Annotated in this window: 20 protein-coding genes; 14 read left to right on the top strand and 6 right to left on the bottom strand. The window is 66.7% G+C overall.

The window, feature by feature from the left end; genetic code table 11:
* Position 1: 1 nt before the first annotated feature.
* Positions 2–328 (bottom strand): ATP-dependent Clp protease adapter ClpS, encoded by a 327-nt coding sequence (clpS, locus tag ACSYHF_RS09790; RefSeq protein WP_005416477.1) that lies wholly within the window; start codon positions 326–328, stop codon positions 2–4.
* A 112-nt stretch (positions 329–440) separates the two neighbouring features.
* On the opposite strand from clpS, the gene ACSYHF_RS09785 reads away from it, so the two are divergent.
* The 8 genes from ACSYHF_RS09785 (at position 441) to ACSYHF_RS09750 (ending at position 6652) form a co-directional block, all read left to right on the top strand.
* Complete coding sequence (locus ACSYHF_RS09785) at positions 441–914, top strand: hypothetical protein (RefSeq protein WP_005416476.1); 474 nt, start codon at positions 441–443, stop codon at positions 912–914.
* A gap of 1 nt (position 915) precedes the next feature.
* Complete coding sequence (locus tag ACSYHF_RS09780) at positions 916–1377, top strand: NUDIX hydrolase (RefSeq protein ID WP_049460786.1); 462 nt, start codon at positions 916–918, stop codon at positions 1375–1377.
* Positions 1374–2516: a tRNA 2-thiouridine(34) synthase MnmA gene (gene mnmA, locus ACSYHF_RS09775; protein WP_005416474.1), complete on the top strand. Its 1143-nt coding sequence runs from the start codon at positions 1374–1376 to the stop codon at positions 2514–2516. Before ACSYHF_RS09780 ends, mnmA begins: the two co-directional genes overlap by 4 nt.
* The gene (hflD, locus tag ACSYHF_RS09770; protein ID WP_005416473.1) at positions 2513–3127 is read left to right on the top strand and encodes a high frequency lysogenization protein HflD; all 615 of its coding nucleotides are present in this window, start codon (positions 2513–2515) and stop codon (positions 3125–3127) included. Before mnmA ends, hflD begins: the two co-directional genes overlap by 4 nt.
* A 216-nt stretch (positions 3128–3343) precedes the next feature.
* Positions 3344–4534 carry a methyl-accepting chemotaxis protein gene (locus ACSYHF_RS09765; protein ID WP_005416472.1) on the top strand — a complete coding sequence of 397 codons (1191 nt, stop codon included), beginning with the start codon at positions 3344–3346 and terminating at the stop codon, positions 4532–4534.
* 98 nt (positions 4535–4632) lie between these two features.
* Positions 4633–4848, top strand: coding sequence for a hypothetical protein (locus ACSYHF_RS09760; protein ID WP_033835502.1), 216 nt, complete (start codon positions 4633–4635; stop codon positions 4846–4848).
* Positions 4849–4915: 67 nt separating this feature from the next.
* Positions 4916–5422, top strand: coding sequence for a hypothetical protein (locus ACSYHF_RS09755; protein ID WP_197599027.1), 507 nt, complete (start codon positions 4916–4918; stop codon positions 5420–5422).
* Positions 5423–5476: 54 nt separating this feature from the next.
* Positions 5477–6652, top strand: a complete 1176-nt coding sequence (locus ACSYHF_RS09750; RefSeq protein WP_181357038.1) for a GAD-like domain-containing protein — start codon at positions 5477–5479, stop codon at positions 6650–6652.
* Between the two features lie 184 nt (positions 6653–6836).
* Here ACSYHF_RS09750 and ACSYHF_RS09745 read toward each other — a convergent pair whose 3' ends face one another.
* Positions 6837–9596 (bottom strand): bifunctional diguanylate cyclase/phosphodiesterase, encoded by a 2760-nt coding sequence (locus tag ACSYHF_RS09745; RefSeq protein ID WP_049461077.1) that lies wholly within the window; start codon positions 9594–9596, stop codon positions 6837–6839.
* A 130-nt stretch (positions 9597–9726) separates the two neighbouring features.
* On the opposite strand from ACSYHF_RS09745, the gene ACSYHF_RS09740 reads away from it, so the two are divergent.
* Both ACSYHF_RS09740 and ACSYHF_RS09735 read left to right on the top strand, forming a co-directional pair.
* A complete protein-coding gene (locus ACSYHF_RS09740; RefSeq protein WP_197599028.1) occupies positions 9727–11829 on the top strand; it encodes a sensor histidine kinase in 2103 nt (700 codons plus the stop codon).
* A 3-nt stretch (positions 11830–11832) separates the two neighbouring features.
* Entirely contained in the window at positions 11833–13605 is a 1773-nt protein-coding gene (locus ACSYHF_RS09735; protein WP_065196741.1) for an EAL domain-containing protein, read from the top strand.
* 93 nt (positions 13606–13698) lie between these two features.
* On the opposite strand, the gene ACSYHF_RS09730 is transcribed toward ACSYHF_RS09735, so the two are convergent.
* The 4 genes from ACSYHF_RS09730 to flgA all read right to left on the bottom strand — a co-directional run bounded on the left by ACSYHF_RS09730 (position 13699) and on the right by flgA (position 16383).
* Complete coding sequence (locus ACSYHF_RS09730) at positions 13699–14919, bottom strand: ATP-binding protein (RefSeq protein WP_053496680.1); 1221 nt, start codon at positions 14917–14919, stop codon at positions 13699–13701.
* A 91-nt stretch (positions 14920–15010) separates the two neighbouring features.
* Positions 15011–15349: a FlgN family protein gene (locus ACSYHF_RS09725; protein WP_014037132.1), complete on the bottom strand. Its 339-nt coding sequence runs from the start codon at positions 15347–15349 to the stop codon at positions 15011–15013.
* Entirely contained in the window at positions 15346–15651 is a 306-nt protein-coding gene (flgM, locus tag ACSYHF_RS09720; RefSeq protein WP_005409579.1) for a flagellar biosynthesis anti-sigma factor FlgM, read from the bottom strand. Before flgM ends, ACSYHF_RS09725 begins: the two co-directional genes overlap by 4 nt.
* Before the next feature lie 75 nt (positions 15652–15726).
* A complete protein-coding gene (flgA, locus tag ACSYHF_RS09715) occupies positions 15727–16383 on the bottom strand; it encodes a flagellar basal body P-ring formation chaperone FlgA (protein WP_005416463.1) in 657 nt (218 codons plus the stop codon).
* Positions 16384–16646: 263 nt separating this feature from the next.
* Between flgA and ACSYHF_RS09710 the strand changes: the two genes are divergently transcribed.
* The 4 genes from ACSYHF_RS09710 to ACSYHF_RS09695 all read left to right on the top strand — a co-directional run bounded on the left by ACSYHF_RS09710 (position 16647) and on the right by ACSYHF_RS09695 (position 19243).
* Positions 16647–17591 (top strand): chemotaxis protein, encoded by a 945-nt coding sequence (locus ACSYHF_RS09710; RefSeq protein WP_019659622.1) that lies wholly within the window; start codon positions 16647–16649, stop codon positions 17589–17591.
* A 138-nt stretch (positions 17592–17729) separates the two neighbouring features.
* Complete coding sequence (gene flgB, locus ACSYHF_RS09705) at positions 17730–18125, top strand: flagellar basal body rod protein FlgB (RefSeq protein ID WP_005409576.1); 396 nt, start codon at positions 17730–17732, stop codon at positions 18123–18125.
* Between the two features lie 3 nt (positions 18126–18128).
* Positions 18129–18536, top strand: coding sequence for a flagellar basal body rod protein FlgC (gene flgC, locus ACSYHF_RS09700; RefSeq protein ID WP_005416461.1), 408 nt, complete (start codon positions 18129–18131; stop codon positions 18534–18536).
* A 23-nt stretch (positions 18537–18559) separates the two neighbouring features.
* Positions 18560–19243: a flagellar hook assembly protein FlgD gene (locus tag ACSYHF_RS09695; protein WP_447576373.1), complete on the top strand. Its 684-nt coding sequence runs from the start codon at positions 18560–18562 to the stop codon at positions 19241–19243.

Below are 19243 nucleotides of genomic sequence, written 5' to 3'. Positions count from 1 at the left end.
GTCAGGCCTTTTCCATCGTGCACAGCAGCGGATGCTGGTTCATCCGCGAGTACTCGTTGACCTGGGCAACCTTGGTCTCGGCTACTTCGCGGGTGAAGACACCGCAGACGCCGCGGCCGCGGGTATGAACGTGCAGCATCACCTGGGTGGCCTTGTCCAGGTCCATGCTGAAGAACTGCTGCAGCACATCCACCACGAAATCCATCGGGGTGTAGTCGTCGTTGAGCAGCATCACTTGGTAGAACGGCGGCGGCGCCACTTCCGGGCGCGCGGGCTCTACGGCAACGCCGTGCTCGTGCTGGGAATCGGGGGAGGACTCATGGGGCATCCATCCATTATAGGGGCTCGGGCAGGCCTGCGTCGGCCCGCCGCAGATTGGACGGCACGCACGCCCACCGTCACAATTGCACCCTCTCCCAACACTGTTTCACAGGATCTTCATGAAAAGGACCCTTCTTCCCGCCCTGCTGATCGCGCTGGCCGCTGCCGGCTCTGCCACTGCCGCAACCAGCGCCGACAAGTCCGTGGCCCGCCATCTGGACAAGCTGGGCTATACCTACGAAGTCGACGAGGATGGCGACTACCGCATGGTGTTCGACGTCGAGGGTGACCGCACCCAGATGGTCTACGTGCGCTCGGCGGTGGAGGATTTCGGCAGCCACAACATCCGTGAGATCTGGTCGCCGGCCTACAACGCCAAGACCAAGCAGTTCCCGGTGGCCGTGGCCAACCGCCTGCTGGAGGATTCGCAGGACGCCAAGATGGGGGGCTGGGTAAAGCAGGACACCACCGCCATGTTCGTGGTCAAGATCGACGCCGATGCCACCCCGGACCAGCTCAGCGACGCCATCGATGCGGCCATCCGCACCGCCGACGCGATGGAGCTGGAGCTGACCAAGAAGGACGAATTCTGAGTTGAACGCCACGCCGGACCCGCGCTGGGCACCGCACGCCACCGTCGCCACGGTAGTGGTTGACGGCGGCCGCGTGCTGCTGGTCGAAGAGACCATTGAAGGCCGCCAGGTGCTGAACCAGCCGGCCGGCCACCTCGAGCCAGGCGAAAGCCTGGCCGAGGCAGCCCTGCGCGAGACCCGGGAGGAAACCGGCTGGACCGTGCAGCTGACCCATTTCATCGGCTGCTACCAGTGGACTGCCGGCGACGGCACCGCCTTCCTGCGCTTCTGCTACGCAGCACACCCGGTCTCGCACGACCCGGCCCAACCGCTGGACACCGGCATCGACCGCGCGCTGTGGCTAACCCCGGCCGAGCTGCAGGCCGCCGGCGAGCGCCAGCGCAGCCCGCTGGTCTGGCAGGTGGTGGCGGATTACCTGGGTGGCCAGCGCCATCCGCTTTCGCTAGTCCGGGAGGTCGCATGAGCACGCCGCGCGTGATGGTGGGCGTATCGGGTGGTGTCGACTCTTCGGTCGCCGCCTGGCGCCTGGTCCAGCAGGGCGAGGCCGTGGCCGGCCTGTTCATGCAGAACTGGGCCGACGACGGCAGCGGTGACTGCCGTGCCGAGGATGACCGCCGCGATGCGGTCGCCGTATGCGGCCTGCTCGGTATCCCGTTCCACTTCCGGGACTTTTCCAGCGAGTACTGGCAGGGCGTGTTCGAGCACTTCCTGGCCGAATACGCCGCTGGCCGCACGCCGAACCCGGACGTGCTGTGCAACCGTGAAGTGAAGTTCAAGCATTTCCTGGATGCCGCCCGCGAGCTGGGCGCCGAGCGCATCGCCACCGGCCACTATGCGCGGGTGACCCAGCGCGGCCACCAGTGGCTGCTGCTGCGCGGTGCCGACCGCTCCAAGGACCAGAGCTACTTCCTGCACCAGCTGGGCCAGGAGCAGCTGGCGGCCACCCTGTTCCCGATCGGCGACCTGGAGAAGACCGACCTGCGACGGATTGCGCGCGACGTCGGCCTGCCGACCCACGCCAAGAAGGATTCCACCGGCATCTGCTTCATCGGCGAGCGGGATTTCCGCGAATTCCTCGGCCGCTACCTGCCGGCCAGGCCCGGCCAGATCCTTGACCCGGCCGACGGCAGCGTGATCGCCGAACATCCGGGCGTGTTCTATTTCACCCTGGGCCAGCGCGAGGGCCTGAACATCGGCGGCGTACGCGGCCGCCCGGCCGCACCGTGGTACGTGGTCGGCAAGGATGTGGCCAGCAACGTGCTGTACGTCGACCAGGACCGCGACAGCCCATGGATGCTGTCCGAGCGCCTGCGATCGGAGCCGGCGCATTGGATCTCGGGCTCGCCACCCGCGCGACGCTTCGAATGCACCGCCCAGACCCGCTACCGCCAGCCCGATGAGCCGTGTACGGTCGACGTGCTGGACGATGGCAGCGTGCTGGTCACCTTCGCGCGCCCGCAGCGTGCCGTTACCCCCGGTCAATCGCTGGTGCTGTATGACGGTGATGTGTGCTTGGGTGGCGCGGTGATCGCCGCCACCGATGCGCCGCTGGAACAGCGCCTGCGCACCACTCCCTCCCCTTTTGAGGTAATCGCTGCATGAGTTTCACTGTCGACGACCGCGTCCTGGCCTTGGCCGGCATTGCCCAGGCCCTGCAGCAGGTACGCCGCATCGCCGATACCGGCCATTCCGACGCCGCCGCCGTGCGCACCGCCGTGGACAGCGTGTTCCGTGTCGATGCGTCCTCGCCGCAGGCGGTGTTCGGTGACCGCCATGCACTGAAGGCCGGGCTGCGCCTGCTGCACAACTATTTCCGCAACCAGGGCCAGGATCCGATCCTGCCGAAGCTGGCGCTGTCGGTGCTGCAGCTGGAGCGCCGCTTCGTTCAGGATGGCGCCACCGTGAACAAGGTTGCTTCGGGCATCGAGCGTGCCCAGCGCCAGGCCACCGAACTGGGCGACAGCGGCCACCCGGATGTGCTGGCCAGCCTGGGAAGCCTGTACGCGGACACCATCAGCCACCTCAAGCCGCGGGTGATGGTGCAGGGCAACCCGCACTACCTGGGCCAGGCCGGCGTGGTGGCCGAGATCCGTGCCCTGCTGTTGGCCGCGGTGCGCTCGGCAGTGCTGTGGCGCCAGCTGGGCGGCAGCTACTGGGACTTCCTGTTCGGCCGCAAGGCGATGATCGAGGCCGTGGACCGGCAGCTGGCGTAAGGGTGTGGGGTCAGAGCCCTTTTCCATGAAAAGGGATCCGACCCCGCCGCTGCCTACCCAGGGGTCGGATCCCTTTCCGGCACGGAAAGGGCTCCGACCCCGAAGCCGCCAAGCGCCGGAAAACCGGCGCATTCAGAATGCACTTCCAAGCACATCGACGTTAAAGAGAAAGGGGGTACGGCCGATACATCCTCCGTGCACCTCCCGAGAACGTCCATGTACTCACGCATTTTCATCCGTCTGGCCGCCCCCCTGGCTCTGACCCTGCTGCTCCCCTTCGCCATCGGTTTCGAATGGCCGGCCGCCCTGCGCTGGGCGATCCTGACCACGATGACGCTGAGCTGGCTCGGCTTTGCGTGGTGGACCACCCGCGCCCAGGCGCATCGTTCCCCGGAACATGCCCGTGTCCTGCGTGAGCAGGACCAGCTGCTGACCGAACTGCGCAACTTCGTCGGCAACGAAATCGACGGTTCGCGTGGTGAAGTGGAACGCGCCCGCGACCTGATCCGCCAGGCGGTCTCCAGCCTGGGCGGCAGCTTCGATGCGATGAACCGCAAGTCGCGCCAGCAGAGCCAGGCGCTGTCGCGCATCGTCGACCGCGCCGGCGATGAAGGCAATGCCGGCCTCGACGTTGCCCGTTTCGCCCAGCACGCCAGCCACCGCATGGAACAGCTGGTGGAAGCGCTGGAACAGGTGAGCGGCCAGAGCAGCACCACCGTGCAGCACATCGACCAGATGGCACAGCACCTGGATGGCATCTTCGCGCTGCTGGAAGACGTCAAGTCGATCGCCGACCAGACCAACCTGCTGGCGCTGAACGCCGCCATCGAAGCCGCGCGTGCCGGTGAAGCCGGCCGAGGCTTCGCGGTGGTCGCCGACGAAGTGCGCAACCTGTCCGAGCGCTCGACCACCTTCAACGAGCAGATCCGCAAGCTGGCGCACAGCTCCAAGGACGCCATCGCCAAGGTGCGCGAGACGGTCTCGCACATGGCCTCGCGTGACATGGACCGCTCCCGCGAAGCACGCCAGGAAGCGGCGGCAATGCTCGACAATGTCGCGCAGATCAATGCCTCGCTCGGCGACGGCATGCGCGAAGTCTCCGAGTGCGCACGTGCGATCGATGGCAGCGTGGCCGAAGCCGTGCGCGCCCTGCAGTTCGAAGACATCGCCACCCAGGCGCTGGGCGGCGTGCACACCCACCTGGACCGCCTGACCGCGATCAACCGTGAAGCGGTGGCCCTGCAGGAACTGCTGCACCGCAATGGCGGCGTGTTCGACGAAGAGATCGCCACGGCCCTGCAGCGCACCGGCAACCGCCTGCGCGAACTGCGCAGCGAATGGGAACGCCCGCCGCACAAGCCGGTTGCCCAGCAGAGCATGGGTGCCGGCACGGTAGAGCTGTTCTGATCCTGATGTCCGCTGCCCTCGCTGGCAGCCCGCAAGGCCCCGGTTCGTCCGGGGCTTTTGCCTGTAACCCGCCATTGGATGCATCCTGTACGCGCACCATGACCCTGATCCGCGCCCTGCCCGCCCTCACCGACACCGAGCGCCCGCGCAACGCGAGCGTGCGTGAGCAGCTGCAACAGCTGGAGGATGTGGCACGCGAGGAGATCCGCGAGCTGCAGCAGCTGGCGGACGCGCGCCCTGCCCCGTCGCGGGCGGACGAGGCGCTGCTGGGCCTGGCCTGGGATCTCGGGCTGGATGGCGAAGCCCTGAAGTAGATCCACGCCATGCGTGGATGGACCGTCCCGCATGGCATGATGCCCAAGTCCCGTTCATGGAAGACCGATGGCCATCGCCCTGATCGCAGTGCTCCTGATCGAGACCGTCCTTCTGATGGCCTGGGTGACCGGCTATTTCAGCTGGGGCATCGCCCTGTTCAACGAACGCATCGCAGCGTCGCCCGCCATGCAGGCCCGCCTCTCGCTGGGCAGCCTGGAACGTGACCTGCCGCAGGACAAGTGGCTGCAACTGGCCTTCCATGCGCTGCCCGATGGCAGCATGGCGTTCCGTGAGAGCTTTGCGCCGAGCTTCGGCCTGCGCTACTTCCCGGTGATGCGCGGTCGCATCGTACTCAACGCGCGACGGCACGAGGTGCGGGTGATCGGACTGTGCAGCTGGTTCGTGGCCATCCTGTCGCTGCTGCTGTTGCCGCTGGTGGCGATGCGCCCGATGGTGGCGCCCATGCTGCTGGTGCTGCCACTGTTCCTGGCCAGCTATCTGGTGCAGAAGCGGCGCTATGCGGCCATTGTCGAGGCGCTGCGCATGCAGTTGAAGGCGGAGTTTCCCAGGTAGATCCACGCCATGCTTTGATAGTGCCCTGCGATGCCTGCATTTCGGATTGTTTGCATGGACCGTGAGCGCTCGGCGCTTCATCGTAAAGGGCCGATTCCGGTTCAGATCAGCCCGATGACCAGCGCCGCCCTCTGCCTTTCACTCGCTTTGCAGCTCCCGGTTGCTTCAGAACCGCTTGCCGTAGATCCCGACTCCCTGCTCGCCCTTCACCAAGCGCTCCAGTCCTTCGGCGAATTTCAACAGCCCTACTCTGCACCTGTGGATGTGGCCGATCCTGATGCAGGTACGATCGATGCAACTGTCGAGATCTCCGCCGGATGCCTGCGGGATGGTCCACAGGTCATCATCCTGGACGCGGATGTAGACGAGGCACCCGAGCGCTATCTGGTGCTGAACGAGCCCTGGCAAAGCCTTTCGGCGGGAACATTGTTGCTCGTCTCTGGAAACACAGCGGCCATCATCTCAACTCAGGAGGCGAACAAGGAAGCCACACAGGCCGAGCGAATGCTGACATTCCTGGATTATCTGCCGTTCGACGCCGGGAGGAATGCGTTGGTGGAACCAGGCATCGAAGCGCAGGAATCAAGCTTTGAAACCAGGGCGTTCATGGAGAGCTTCAGTGCGAGCTCCCGGGGCGAGGCGCTCTCCGAGGCGACTCTTGCCGCATGGAAGGGCGTGCTGCCCGACCTGCTGCTGGCGCTGTGGCGACGCGACGGGTTCGCACGCTATCGCGACGACAGGCTCATCTTGGTCGATCCGCATCTGTACTCAGGGGTTGTCGCAGCCTTCCTGCAGGGCACTCCGATGGAAGGTGCTGATCGGTTCCATGCCTATGCGGTGACACCTTTCGGCCAGATGCTCTTGTGTGGAGAGAACACCTCCATGCATATCAGCATCGATCCGCACAGCGGACAGGTTTCGGCGGACTCGGATGTAGCAGCCACTGCCGGCGCGACTGAACGCAACTGGAAACTGGAGTTCCTGCTGCACCACCTGGATGGGCCCTATCTCGATGCAACCGACGATGACGAGCAGCCCTTGTACGCACGCGCACTCGATTTACTGGGCCACCTGGCTCCCAACGAGATCTACAGCTTCTCACCCTCGGTTGTTGAAGGTGGCTGGCAGGCAGCGCACCTGGTCAAGCGGGATCGTCTCGCTGAATTGAAGTCACTCGCCAAGCAGACAGCAGCAAGACGGTCCTTGCGGTCTGATGCTGAAGACAGGTAAACCCGCGCCGTTCATTGCTGGTCGCGATCTCTGGCATCGGCGCCGACCAACGGTCGGCACCCACCGTGGCAGGCTCCGGCACTCGCCACTGCAGGTGCTGCAAGTAGAACCACGCCATGCGTGGATGATCGCAAGGTACATGCATCCGTGCCGACCAAGGTCGGCACCCACCAAAGTATGGCTGTCAGCGCACCAGCACTGCTTCGCTGCTGGCGTCGGTGCGCATCGGTAACGGACGCTGCTGACGCAGCCACTGCGCCAGGTCGCGCGGGCTGAGCGGGCGCGAGTACAGGTAACCCTGGATCTCGTCGCAGCCCTGGCGGCGCAGCATGTCTTCTTCCTGGTGCGTCTCCACGCCCTCGGCCACCACCTTCATGCCCAGCGCGTGGCCCAGGTGCACGATGGCCTGGGTCACTTCGGCCGTGCCCGAATCGTGCAGCATTCCCTGCACGAAACTACGGTCGATCTTCAGCCGCCCGACCGGGAAGCGATTGAGATAATTGAGGTTGGAGAAGCCGGTACCGAAGTCGTCCACCGCCAGCGGCACGCCGTGCCGTTCGAGCACGTCGAAGCAGTGGCGCAGGATGTCGGTGTCACGGATCAGCGCCGATTCGGTCAGCTCCAGCTCCAGCCGCTGCGGCGGCCAGCCGTGGGCATGGCAGATCTCGATCACACGTTCGGCGAAGCCACGGTCGCGCAGCTGCACCGCCGACACGTTGACCGCGATGCGGTCGAAATGCAGTCCTGCCCGGTCCCAGGCGGTTGCCTGGCGGCAGGCTTCGTTCAGAACCCAGTCGCCGATGCGCACGATCTCGCCGCATTTCTCGGCGATGGGAATGAACTCGGCCGGGCTGCAATAGCCGATGCCGGGGCGATGCCAGCGCAGCAGTGCTTCGATTGCCGGCGGCTCGCCCTGGTGGGCATGCAGCAGCGGCTGATAGGCCAGGCTGAACTCCTCGCGCTCGATCGCACCGTGCAGCGCGTGCTCAAGCTCCAGCCTGCGCTGGATGCGGGCCAGTGCGTCCTGACTGTAATACTGGTAGGTGTTGCGTCCGGCTTCCTTGGCCGCGTACATCGCGGCGTCGGCAGCGCGCAGCAGTGAATCGAAATCGGTCTGCGCATCGCCTAGCATCGCGATGCCGACACTGGCACCGACCTTCAGCGTGGTCTCGCCACGGCGCAGCGGCTCGGCCAGCGAGGCGATCAGCTTGCGGGCGACATGTCCCGCATCCTCGGGCTCAGCCAGGTCGCGCAGTACGACGATGAACTCGTCGCCGCTGAAACGGCCAAACAGATCATTGTTGCGCAGGTTCTGGTGCAGGCGGGTCGCGGCAGCCTTCAGCAGCGCATCACCCGTGGCGTGGCCGAAGCTGTCGTTGATGGTCTTGAAGCCGTCCAGGTCGATGAACAGCATCGCCAATGAGGTGCCGCGATCACGCGCCTCCTCGATGGCCTCGGCGGTCTGTTCGCCGAGCAGCACGCGATTGGGCAGGCCGGTCAGCAGGTCGTAGTGGGCCAGCAGCTCAATGCGCTCGTTGGCCTCGCGCTCGCGGGTGATGTCACGGAACAGCACCACGAAGCGCGGCGGCAGTCCGTCACGACGATCCAGCTCGATCAGCACCTGCACCCAGACACGCAGGCCGGACTGGCGGTAGAAGCACAGGTCCAGCTGCTCGGGCAGGCCGCCGTTGGCGATGCGGGCCAGCGCCGCCTCGAACGCATCGCGCGAGTCTTCGGTATACAGCGCCATCGCCTGATCGAGGGTGATCGGCTCCTTGCGCAGGCCGTGGATGCGATAGCATTCCTCGGTCCATTGCATGCTCCGGGTCTGCACCTCGATCTCGCAGCCGCCGATGCGGCCCAGCGCGGAAACCCGGTTCAGCAGTTCGGTGCGCCAGCGAATCAACGCGTCGGTCTGGTGCTGTTCGGTGATGTTCTGCACCTGGCCGAGCAGGCGCTTGGGCTGCCCGTCCATGTCCAGCAGCGGCTGCATCCACAGCCGCAGGTGCTGTGATGGCTCATGGCCACGGGTCAGCTCCAGCTCGAGATTGGCGGCACGACCATCGCGCCACAGCCGCCGCCATGCCGCACGCAACGCGCCACGCGAGCGCGGATGCAGCTGCTTCAGCCAGCGCCGCTGGCCGGGCACGGCGCCGTGCTCCAGCGCCAGCAGCGAGCGCAGTTCCGGCGACCACCAGAAGTGCCCGCTGTTGGGGTCGAACGACCAGCTGCCCATGCTGGCGATGCGCTGGGCCTCGCTCAGGTGCAGCTGCTGTTCCTGCAGCAGCGATTCGAGCTGCTTCTGCTGCTCGATATCGGTATGCGTGCCGACCATGCGCAGCGGCTGGCCATCAGCGGTGCGCGCGACCACGCGGCCGCGATCCAGCACCCAACGCCACTGGCCATCGGCCTGGCGGAAGCGGAACTGTGCGCTGTACTGCTCGCTGCGCCCGCGCAGGTGCTCGTCGAGCGCGGCACGCACCTGGTCGATGTCCTCGCTGTGCACGCGCGACAGCAGTTCGGTGGCCGTCTCGTCGCCCAGCGCCGGCGTGCGCGCCACCCGGTCACTGGGGATGTCCCAGTCCCACAGGCTATGACCGGCGCTGTCCAGTGCCAGTTCCCAGCGCCCACCCCCATCGACCGGCACCGGCTCGGGAATGCTCAGGGTGAACGCCAGCAGGTTGCCGGCACCGTCATGCACGGCGCGCAGGTGGCCGTCGTAGTGGCCGCGCGGGCCGCCTGGCAGCGTGCAGGGCACGATGCCGCCATCAGCGGCCATCAGGCGTAGATCTTCCAGCATTGGCGCATAGGCGGCCACGGTGGCCGGCAGGCCATGCTCGCGCGCGGCCGGATTGGCCGCAAGCGGGCGCCCGGTACGGTCGACGATGACCAGCGCCGACGCAAGCGGGTGCTGCAGCAGGCTGGCGATGATCCCTTGGTCCACGCGATCTTGCTCCGGATGACTCGCCCGTCAGCGGGGCACGCAGTGGTTAACGGCGCCTGCGGCGGATAATTGAGTGGTGACGGCACGCTGCGGGGTAAGATGACCGGCGCCCCTTTCACCCACCCCGTCCATGCCCGCAGAACCGACCGGCAACGCCCCAGTTCCCGACCCGCGGATGGCGCAGGCACTGAGCCGTGACCGGCGGCGGGTGGTGTCGAGCTACCTGGTGATGGCGCTGGCCTGGATGATCTCCACCGACAGCGTGGTGCAGGCGCTGGTGCCCGATCCGCAGCAGGCGGCCCTGTGGCAGGGCCTGAAGGGCTCGTTCTTCGCCCTGGCCAGCGCGGGCCTGCTGTACCTGCTGCTGCGCCCGCTGGCCGAGCATGTGCTGCATACCCACGCCCGCCAGCAGGCCTCGGAGCTGCGCCTGCGGCAGATGTTCGAGGGCAACCCCGGCCCGATCCTCGTCTATGACCTGGACACATTGGCGATCCTCGATGCCAACCCAGCCGCCTGCACCGCTTTCGGCTGGGAGCGCGATGAGCTGCTGGAACAGACCATCGACGCCTTGTGGCCACCTGGCCAGGGCCAGGCGCTGCAGGCCAAGCTGGAGGCGATCCGCGAGGCGCCCGACGAGCTGTGCATCCTGCGCGCGCAGCTGCAGCTGCGCGATGGCGCGCTGCGGCAGATGGAACTGCGCTCCAACGCGATCAGTTACGACGGTCACAATGCGCGCCTGCTGATCGCCATCGATCGCACTGCCGAGGACCTGGCCCAGCTGCGCCGCGACCAGGCGCTGGCACGGGTGGAAGAAGCCCACGAACTGGCCCGCATCGGCGCCTGGGAGCTGGACCCGTCCACCGGGCTGGGCCGCTATTCCAACCAGGTCTATCGCCTGCTCGGCCGCCGCCCGCCCGAAGCCCGCCGCTGGCACCGCTTCGACGAACTGCTGGTGCCGGCCGACCCGGCCACCGCCACCCAGACCGAGCAGCTGCTGGCCGAGCTGTGCTCCGGCGAGCCGGTACAGGTGGACGTGCTGCTGCCGCTGCTGTCGATGGACGGGCGCGCGCTGATGGTGCACCTGCGCGCCGCCAGCGGTCTCGATGAGGCTGGCCGCAACCGCGTGCTGGGCACCCTGCAGGACGTGACCGAACGCGAGCAGTCGCGGCGACTGCTGCGCGAGCGCGAGGAGCAGTTCCGCGAGCTGGTGCGGGTACTGCCCGACGGCGTGGTGATCCTCTCCGACGAACATGTGTTGTACGCCAACGCCTGGGCCGCCGGCCTGTTCGGCTACGGCAGCCATACCCTGCTGGGCGAGCCCTTGTCGGCGCTGGTCGCTGCCGCAGACCTGCCGCGGGTGCGCAGCCAGCTGCGTGCCGGCCAGCCGCACCTGGGACCGGGCCACAGCAGCGTGGTGGCCATGCAGCGCGGCGACGGCCGCAGCTTCCATGCCGGCCTGGCGGTGGGCGACGTGCGCTACGGTGGCCGCGACTGCAAGCTGCTGATCGTGCGCGACCTCAGTGATTCCGAGCGCATCCGCAGCGCGCTGGAAACCAGCAACCGCGAACTGCAGGCGATGGCCGGGCGGCTGTTCTCGCTGCAGGAGGACGAGCGTCGTGCGATTTCGCGCGACCTGCACGATGACATCGGCCAGGCCATTACCGCGATCAAGCTGTCGGCGCACGCCGCGCTGGAAGAGGACGATCCGCAGCGGCGTGGGCAGGATCTGGCGCAGATCGTCAGCCTGGCCGACACCACCGTGGCCAAACTGCGAGACATCTCCACCCTGCTGCGCCCCCCGCAGCTGGATGCACTGGGCCTGGAGGCAGCGCTCAGCTGGCAGGCGCGGGTTCTGTTCCGCTCCTCGCCGGTGGAGCTGCTGGCCGAGATCGAGCCGTTGCCGCATCGCCCCGACAACAGCATCGAACAGGCCTGCTTCCGCATCGCACAGGAAAGCCTGACCAATGCGCTGCGCCATGCGCGCGCCAGCCAGGTCCTGCTGCAGCTGCGCGATGTCGGCCAGCGCGGCCTGCACCTGCAGATCCGCGATGACGGCGAAGGCTTCGATCCGGACGGCCCGCGCGGCCTGGGCCTCATCGTGATGCGCGAGCGCGCACAGAGCGTCGGTGGCCACGTGCGGATTGAATCCGCGCATGGCGAAGGCACCCTGGTCGATGTCCACCTCCCCTACCAGGCGGCCAGCAGGGCTGCCGTCGATTCACCGGAATACTGAACCATGTGGAATCCCAACCTGCCCCCGGTCAGCATCGATGACGCTCCCGACCGCCTTGGCGCCGGCAACCCCGAGCTGCAGGCAATGGTTGCCGAGGCAGCCTCAGGCGGCATCGCACTGATGCTGATGCACGTGGACATCGACCATTTCGCATCGGTCAATGAAAACATGAGTGCCGAAGTTGGCGACCAGGCGCTGGTGCTGGTGGCACAGCGCCTGCAGTCCTACCTGCGCGGGCGCGGCAAGTTGTGGCGACATGGCAGCGACGAGTTCCTGATCGCGGTGCCGCGCACCGCCGATCTGCCGTTGCCGGAGGATTTCGCCGAGGAGATCCGCCAACAGATGGAGCTGCCGTTGTCGGTGCTGCCGTACACGTTGTTCATGACCGGCAAGCTGGGCGTGAGCCTGTGCCCGGAACATGCCAGCAGCACCTCGCGCCTGCTCGACCATGCCGAGGATGCGCTGTACCAGGCCGCCCGCGAAGGCGGCAATGCCGTGCGCATCCATGCGGTGGACACCCCGCCAAGCGCGCACAGCGAGAGCATCATCGCGCGCCAGATCGTCGATGCCATTCCCAATGGCGAGCTGAAGCTGCGCTACCAGCCACTGGTAAGCGCGCGCGACGGCCACGTGGTGGGCATGGAAGCGCTGCTGCGTTGGCAGTCGCCGACCCTGGGCATGCTGGTGCCGGAGCGCTTCATGCGAACCGCCGAACGCCTGGGGATCATCGTGCAGATCGGCACCTGGGTGCTGGAAGGCGCCTTGAAGCAGGCGCGGCTGTGGCGCGACCAGGGCTTCGATGACTTCACCATCGCAGTGAACGTGTCCACCCTGCAGCTGCTGCGGCCGAACTTCTTCGCCGAAGTGATGTCACTGCTGCAGGCGGCGGGCGTACCGGCGCACATGCTGACGCTGGAGATCAACGAGAGTGCGCTGACCAACAACGTCAATTTCGTCCACGAAACGCTGGCCAACCTGCGCAACGAAGGCATCAGCCTGAGCCTGGACAACTTCGGTACCGGCGACTCCAGCCTCAGCGCGCTGGTGCGCTACCCGGTGGACAAGCTGAAGATCGACCGCAGTTTCATCAAGAGCGCGCCGGCCGGCAATCGTGAAGCGGCCATCGCCCGCGCGATCATCGCCATGGGCCACCAGCTGGGCATGACCGTGATCGCCAACGGCGTGGAATCGCAGGCGCAGCTGGGCTTCCTGCGCCGCAACGACTGCGACGTGTTCCAGGGCTACCTGTTCGGCGAACCGATGTCGGCCGATGCCGCCGGCATGACCCTGCGCCGCCGCTACCTGCGCCCGGAAGCCTTCGCCGAGACGCGCCCGGACCGGACGCTGCTGCTGCTGGATGATGAGGAAAACGTGCTGCGCTCACTGGTGCGCCTGTTCCGCCGCGACGGCTACCGCATCCTGGCCGCCGGCAACGTGCGCGATGCGTTCGACCTGCTGGCGATCAACGACGTGCAGGTGATCCTGTCCGACCAGCGAATGAGCGACATGAGCGGCACCGAGTTCCTGGGCCGGGTGAAGATGCTGTACCCGGATACGATCCGCCTGGTGCTGTCGGGCTACACCGATCTGAACACGGTGACCGATGCGATCAACCGCGGCGCGATCTATCGCTTCCTGACCAAGCCGTGGAACGACGACGAGCTGCGCAAGCACATCCACCAGGCGTTCCGCACGTACGAGGAACAGCGCCGCAGCAATGCCGGCCCGGCGCCGGTGGAGAGCGGAGATGGCGGCGAGGAGCGCCCATTGCGGTAACCATCCCCTCTGGTAGAGCCGGCCGCTGGCCGGCTGCTCTGGAAATCGGGTTCAATGAGGTTGCCGGCCAGCGGCCGGCACTGCCAGAAGCGGTCAGCGCGGCTGCTTGACCGGCAGCACCACGCGGAAGCGCGAGCCCACGCCGGGCGTGCTGTCCAGGTCGATGCGGCCGTGGTGCTTGTTGATGATGCTGTAGGAGATCGACAGGCCCAGGCCGGTGCCACTGCCCACCGGCTTGGTGGTGAAGAACGGATCGAAGATGCGCTGGCGCAGTTCCGGCGAGATGCCACCGCCGGTATCTTCGAACTCGACCCAAACGTGATCGCCATCAACGCCGGTACGCACCGTGATCGTGCCGCGCTCGGCGATGGCATGGCCGGCGTTGAGCAGCAGGTTCATGTAGACCTGGTTCAACTCCGATGGCAGGCACTCCACCAGGGGCAACTGGCCGAACTCGCGCACCAGGGTGACCTTGTACTTGAGTTCGTTCCAGATGATGTTGATGGTCGATTCCAGGCCCGCGTGCAGGTCGACCAGCTTCCACGACTCGTCGCGGCCGGAATACGAGAAATCCTTCAGGTCGCGCACGATGCGGGTGACCCGCTCGATGCCTTCGCGCGATTCCGCCATCAGCTGTGGCAGGTCGCGGCTGATGAAATCGATATCCAGACGGTCACGGATATCATCGATTTCCGGAATCAGCGCTTTCGGGTCCGGCGCGCGCAGGGCGCGCTCGTAGGCTTCGATCACGGTGAACAGGCTGCGCAGGTATTCCTGCAGGCTGCCCAGGTTGGAGTGCACGTAACCGATCGGGTTGTTGATCTCGTGCGCGACGCCGGCGGCCAGCTGGCCGATCGACGCCATCTTCTCCGACTGCAGCAGCTTTTCCTGGGTGCCATTGAGGCGCAGGTAGGCCTGGCGCAGTTCGGCATGGCGCTGCTGCAGCTCGCGTTCGTAGTCTTCCTGCCCTTCGATGTGGCGAAACAGGGCGAGGAAATGCCCCTGGCCGACCGGACCATGGTGGTACAGATGGGCGATGACCACGCCCTCGCCCAGCGGCAGGCTGCCATTCCAGTGACCATGCTGGCGAGCCTGTTCCAGCGCATCGGGCGGCAGCAGTTCGCGCAGGCGCTGCGGCGGCGGCAACCCGCCGTCCTCGCCACTGGCCAGCAGGTTCTGTGCGGCCGGATTGGCCAGGGCCACCCGCCCGTCATCGGTGAACAGCAGCAGGCCTTCGCGCAGGCGCTCAAGCAGGGCCTGCAGCACCGGCTGCGGCGGAAGGGGGGCGGTAACCAGGGCGTTGGCAGCGGACACGGCGACTCGGGGCGTTCGAACAGGCGCCCAATATACGCGGTCATGCAGCGGGCTTCAGCCCGCCGGGAGGGGTTATGCGACCGCCGTCGCCTCAGGCGACGGCGAGGGGCCGGCCGATGCTGACCGTGTGCGACTGGCCCTTGGCATCGTAGGCCGAGGCGTCTTCGGTGCGGCCGAGCTGGCGCAGCGCCCAGTTCACCTCGCGGCGGCGGCGCGACAGCAGCACGCCGTTGGCCCGGTTGCGCTCGGCCAGTTCCTGCAGCTGTTCGCCCTCGCCCACCGGTGGCGCGCCTTCCAGCGCACGCAACGCTTCCAGCTTGGCGCCGGTAGCCCGGATCAGGGCGTGCACGTCGTGCTCGACCAGGGCCTGGCGTTCAACGTCCAGGGCCTGGGCGAGACGCTGCAGCGGCTCGCTCATCGCCGCAGTCATCCGTGCAGCTGCTGGTCCAGATCGAGCATGCGCGATGCGATCGCGTCCGGATTGATCTTGTAGGTGCCGTTCTGCAGCGACTCGCGCACGGCGGCCACGCGCTGGGCGTCGATCGCCGGGGCGGTGGTCAGCTCGCGCTCGATGGCCTGCAGATTGGTGGCCTCGCCGGTCAGGCGCAGGCTGTCGGCCGCCTCGACCGGGCGCGCCGCCGCATCGGTGCTGACACCGGGCTTGTTGGCCGGGGTCGTCACGCTGCGCAGTGCCTGGGGGACCTGCAGGTTGCCGTCGATTTTCTGGCTCATGGGGTGTCCTGGAGTTGCCGTTCACAAGGGATAACGGCCGCAGGGCCGTGATCTTTAGGGATATTTTGCGGTAATTCAACGCGCCACGATTACGTCACCTGCGGCATCGACCGTGCCTTGCACGATCCGCCGCGAGGACAGGTTCTCGACCGAGACCCGTTCGTTCTCACCGGCATCACCCATCGCACGGCCGGCAATGCGGACCTCGACCGAGCCGCGACGCGACACCAGGGCCACATTGTCTCCTCGCTTGATGAGACGCTGCACCACCAGATCGTTGTTCGACAGCAGGGCTCCGGCCTGCAACGGACGGCGGGCGACGCGGCCGATCGCTGCATTGGGATCGGACAGCACCGCGCCGGCAATCCGGGCAGCGTCACGCTGGGCAGTGGTGATATCGGCGGCAGTGAGGGTTTCTCCAGTGCCGATTCCGCGGTTGAGCACCAGTACGGTCTGGTTGCGCCGCACCTTTACCGGCACGAACAGGCGCCAGCCGCCCGCATCCGGACAGCTGACCTCCACCGTGGTGTTGGCGGTGGGCTGCACCTGTAACGCCCCCCCGCACTTCGGCAGGCGCAGCGCATCGGCCACCTGGGCCTCGCCCTCGCTGCCCGCCGGCAGCGTCGACAAGGCCGCCGCGCGGATGCTTGCCACCGGCTGCCAGTCGGCGGCAGCCGCCCACGGCGAGGCCACGGCCAGCGCGATGGCGAATAGAGATGTGACCCGGCACATGGCGCCTCCTTCAATCGGCAAGAGCTGGCCCAGGTGCATGCAAGGGGTGTGCCAGAACGACGGGGCTTGTTGGTCGGGTCCGGGATGGAGAGGCGACCGGATGGGTAGAGTCGACTGCCAGTCGACTTTCGCGCGAAGCGCGGGGTTTCCCGCGATCGGATCGACGAGCAGCCGACTGGCAGTCGGCTCTACAAAAGCGATCTGGAGCGCGCGGGCGGCAGAGCGCCCTCAAGTTTGGCGCCCAACGCGCCGATACAGCAGCCATGTCCCATGACCTGCTCAACCGGATCGACCAGCGGACCCGCCTGGCCGGCCACAACCGCCTGGCGCTGCTGCTGTTCCGTCTCGGCGGACGTCAGCTTTTTGGCGTCAATGTCTTCAAGGTGCAGGAAGTCCTGCGGCGCCCGGAGCTGTTCCAGGTACCCGGCCTGCCCAGCCAGTTCGCCGGCGTGGCCGACGTGCGCGGCCGCTCGGTGCCGGTGCTGGACCTGGGCCTGGCCATCGGCCACCCCGAACGTGAGCCCGATGCCGATACCTCGCCGGGTTACCTGGTCGTCACCGAATTCAATCGCTCGATCCAGGGGTTCCTGGTCAGCGGCGTCGAACGCATCGTCAACATCGCGGTGGAAGACATCCACCCCCCGCCGGAGCTTGGCGCCGAGTCGAGCTACCTGACCGCGGTAACCCGCTTCCAGGGTGAGCTGATCCAGGTGATCGACGTTGAAAGCGTGCTGGCCGATATCGCCCAGGTCCGCGGTGACGCCGTACTCGATCCGGCGATGGCAATGCCCGCCGATGGCCCCCAGCTGCAGGTGCTGGTGGTGGACGACTCGCGCGTGGCCCGCCAGCAGATCCGCAGCGTGCTGGATCAGCTGGGCGTGGGTGCCACCCTGCTTTCCGACGGCAAGCAGGCTCTCGACCACCTGTTGCAGATCCACGCCTCGGGCGAGAACCCGGCCGAACGCTATGCCATGGTCATCTCCGACATCGAGATGCCGGCCATGGATGGGTACACGCTGACGACGGAAATCCGGCGCCACCCGGGCCTGGCCGGCCTCTACGTGCTGCTGCACACCTCGCTGTCGGGTGTCTTCAACAACGCCATGGTCGAGCGTGTCGGCGCCAACGCCTTCGTCGCCAAGTACTCGCCGCACGAGCTGGCTGACTTCGTGCTGGACCGCCTGCGCAAGGTGGCGATGGCGGCCTGACGGCCACTGATCCGGTAGTGCCGGCCGCTGGCCGGCAACCGCAGATCCATCGGGGAGCCGGCCAGCGGCCGGCACTACCCTCTCGAACTTGGCACACCCCTTGCAGCTTCCCGGGCAACGTTCCCGTGGGAGTGCACCGTGCGCAACCTGATTACCGACTACCTGGGCGTCCACGCCCAGGCCATGCCGTTGCGCGAACAGCGGATGAAGCTGATCGCCAGCAACCTCGGCAATGCCGACACGCCCGGCTACAAGGCCCAGGACCTGGACTTCGATGCCGCCCTGCGCCATGCCCAGGGGCAGGATGCCAACGGCCTGATGGCCACCACCCATGAGCAGCACTACGAAATCAGTAGTGGCCTGAACCCGTTCCAGATCGCGCGCGAGGGCGTGCAGCCCAGCCTGGACGGCAACACCGTCGATCCCGACGCCGAGCGTGCCGCCTATGGCCGAGCCGCGCTCGAGTACCGCGCCTCGCTCAGCTTCGTCGAGAGCAAGGTGCGTTCCATGCTGACCGCGATCACGGGGCAATAAGCCATGAGCAACCTGCCGATCTTCGATATCGCCGGCTCCGCGCTGCAGGCGCAGTCGGTGCGCATGAGCACCATCGCCTCCAACCTCTCCAATGCCGACACCGTCGCCGGTTCTGCCGACGCCGTGTACAAGCCGCTGGAGCCGATCTTCCAGGCCGTCACCAGCAAGAACGATCCCAACATCACCTCGGTGAAGGTGAAGGAGATCACCCAGAGCGAGGCGGCGCCGATCAAGCGCTACGAGCCGGGCCACCCGCTGGCAGACGCCGATGGCTACATCTACCAGCCCGACGTCGATCCGGTGGCGCAGATGGTCAACCTGATCTCGACCTCGCGCAATTACCAGGCCGGCGTGGAGATGTTGACCACCGCCAAGGAACTGGCCCTGGCCACCTTGACCATGGGCCGCTGAGGCCCGCAGCACCGGATACCGCCATGACCACCGCCGTCAACAACCAGACCAGCCAGGACGTCTATTCCGCGCTGGGCCTGAACGCCCCCAACAGCAACGCCACGAAAAAGAAGAACACGCTCGACCAGGCCGACTTCCTGCGCCTGATGACCGAGCAGCTGCAGCACCAGGATCCGCTGAAGCCGATGGACAACACGCAGATGGTCGCGCAGATGGCGCAGATGTCCACCGTGCAGGGCATCACCGATCTGAACAAGACGGTGAAGGGCTTCCAGGAATCGATGGCCAGCGACCAGGTGCTGCGTGGCGCGGCGCTGGTCGGCCACCAGGTGCTGGTGCCATCGGAAAAGCTGGTGCTGGAGAAGGAAGGCAGCGTCGAGGGCACGGTGGCCGCGCCGTCGGCCGGCATCATCACCGTGGATATCACCGATGCCACCGGCGCCAAGGTCACCTCGCTGAGCGTGGAAGCCAACGCAGCAGGCGAAACCGCCTTCCAGTGGGACGGCAAGGACGCCAACGGCAAGCGCATGGAGCCGGGCAAGTATTCCATCGTTGCCAACCATGTCGATACCGCCGGCAAGAGCACCAAGCTGTCCACCTATGTGCAGGCGCCGGTGGAAAGCGTGACCGTCGGATCCGACGGCCTGTACCTGAACCTCAAGGGCCTGGGCACGGCCCCGATCGACTACGTGCTCCGCGTCAGCTGA

The sequence above is a fragment of the Stenotrophomonas maltophilia group sp. P373 genome (assembly GCF_053295075.1).
This window is presented reverse-complemented; position numbering and strand designations above follow the sequence as displayed.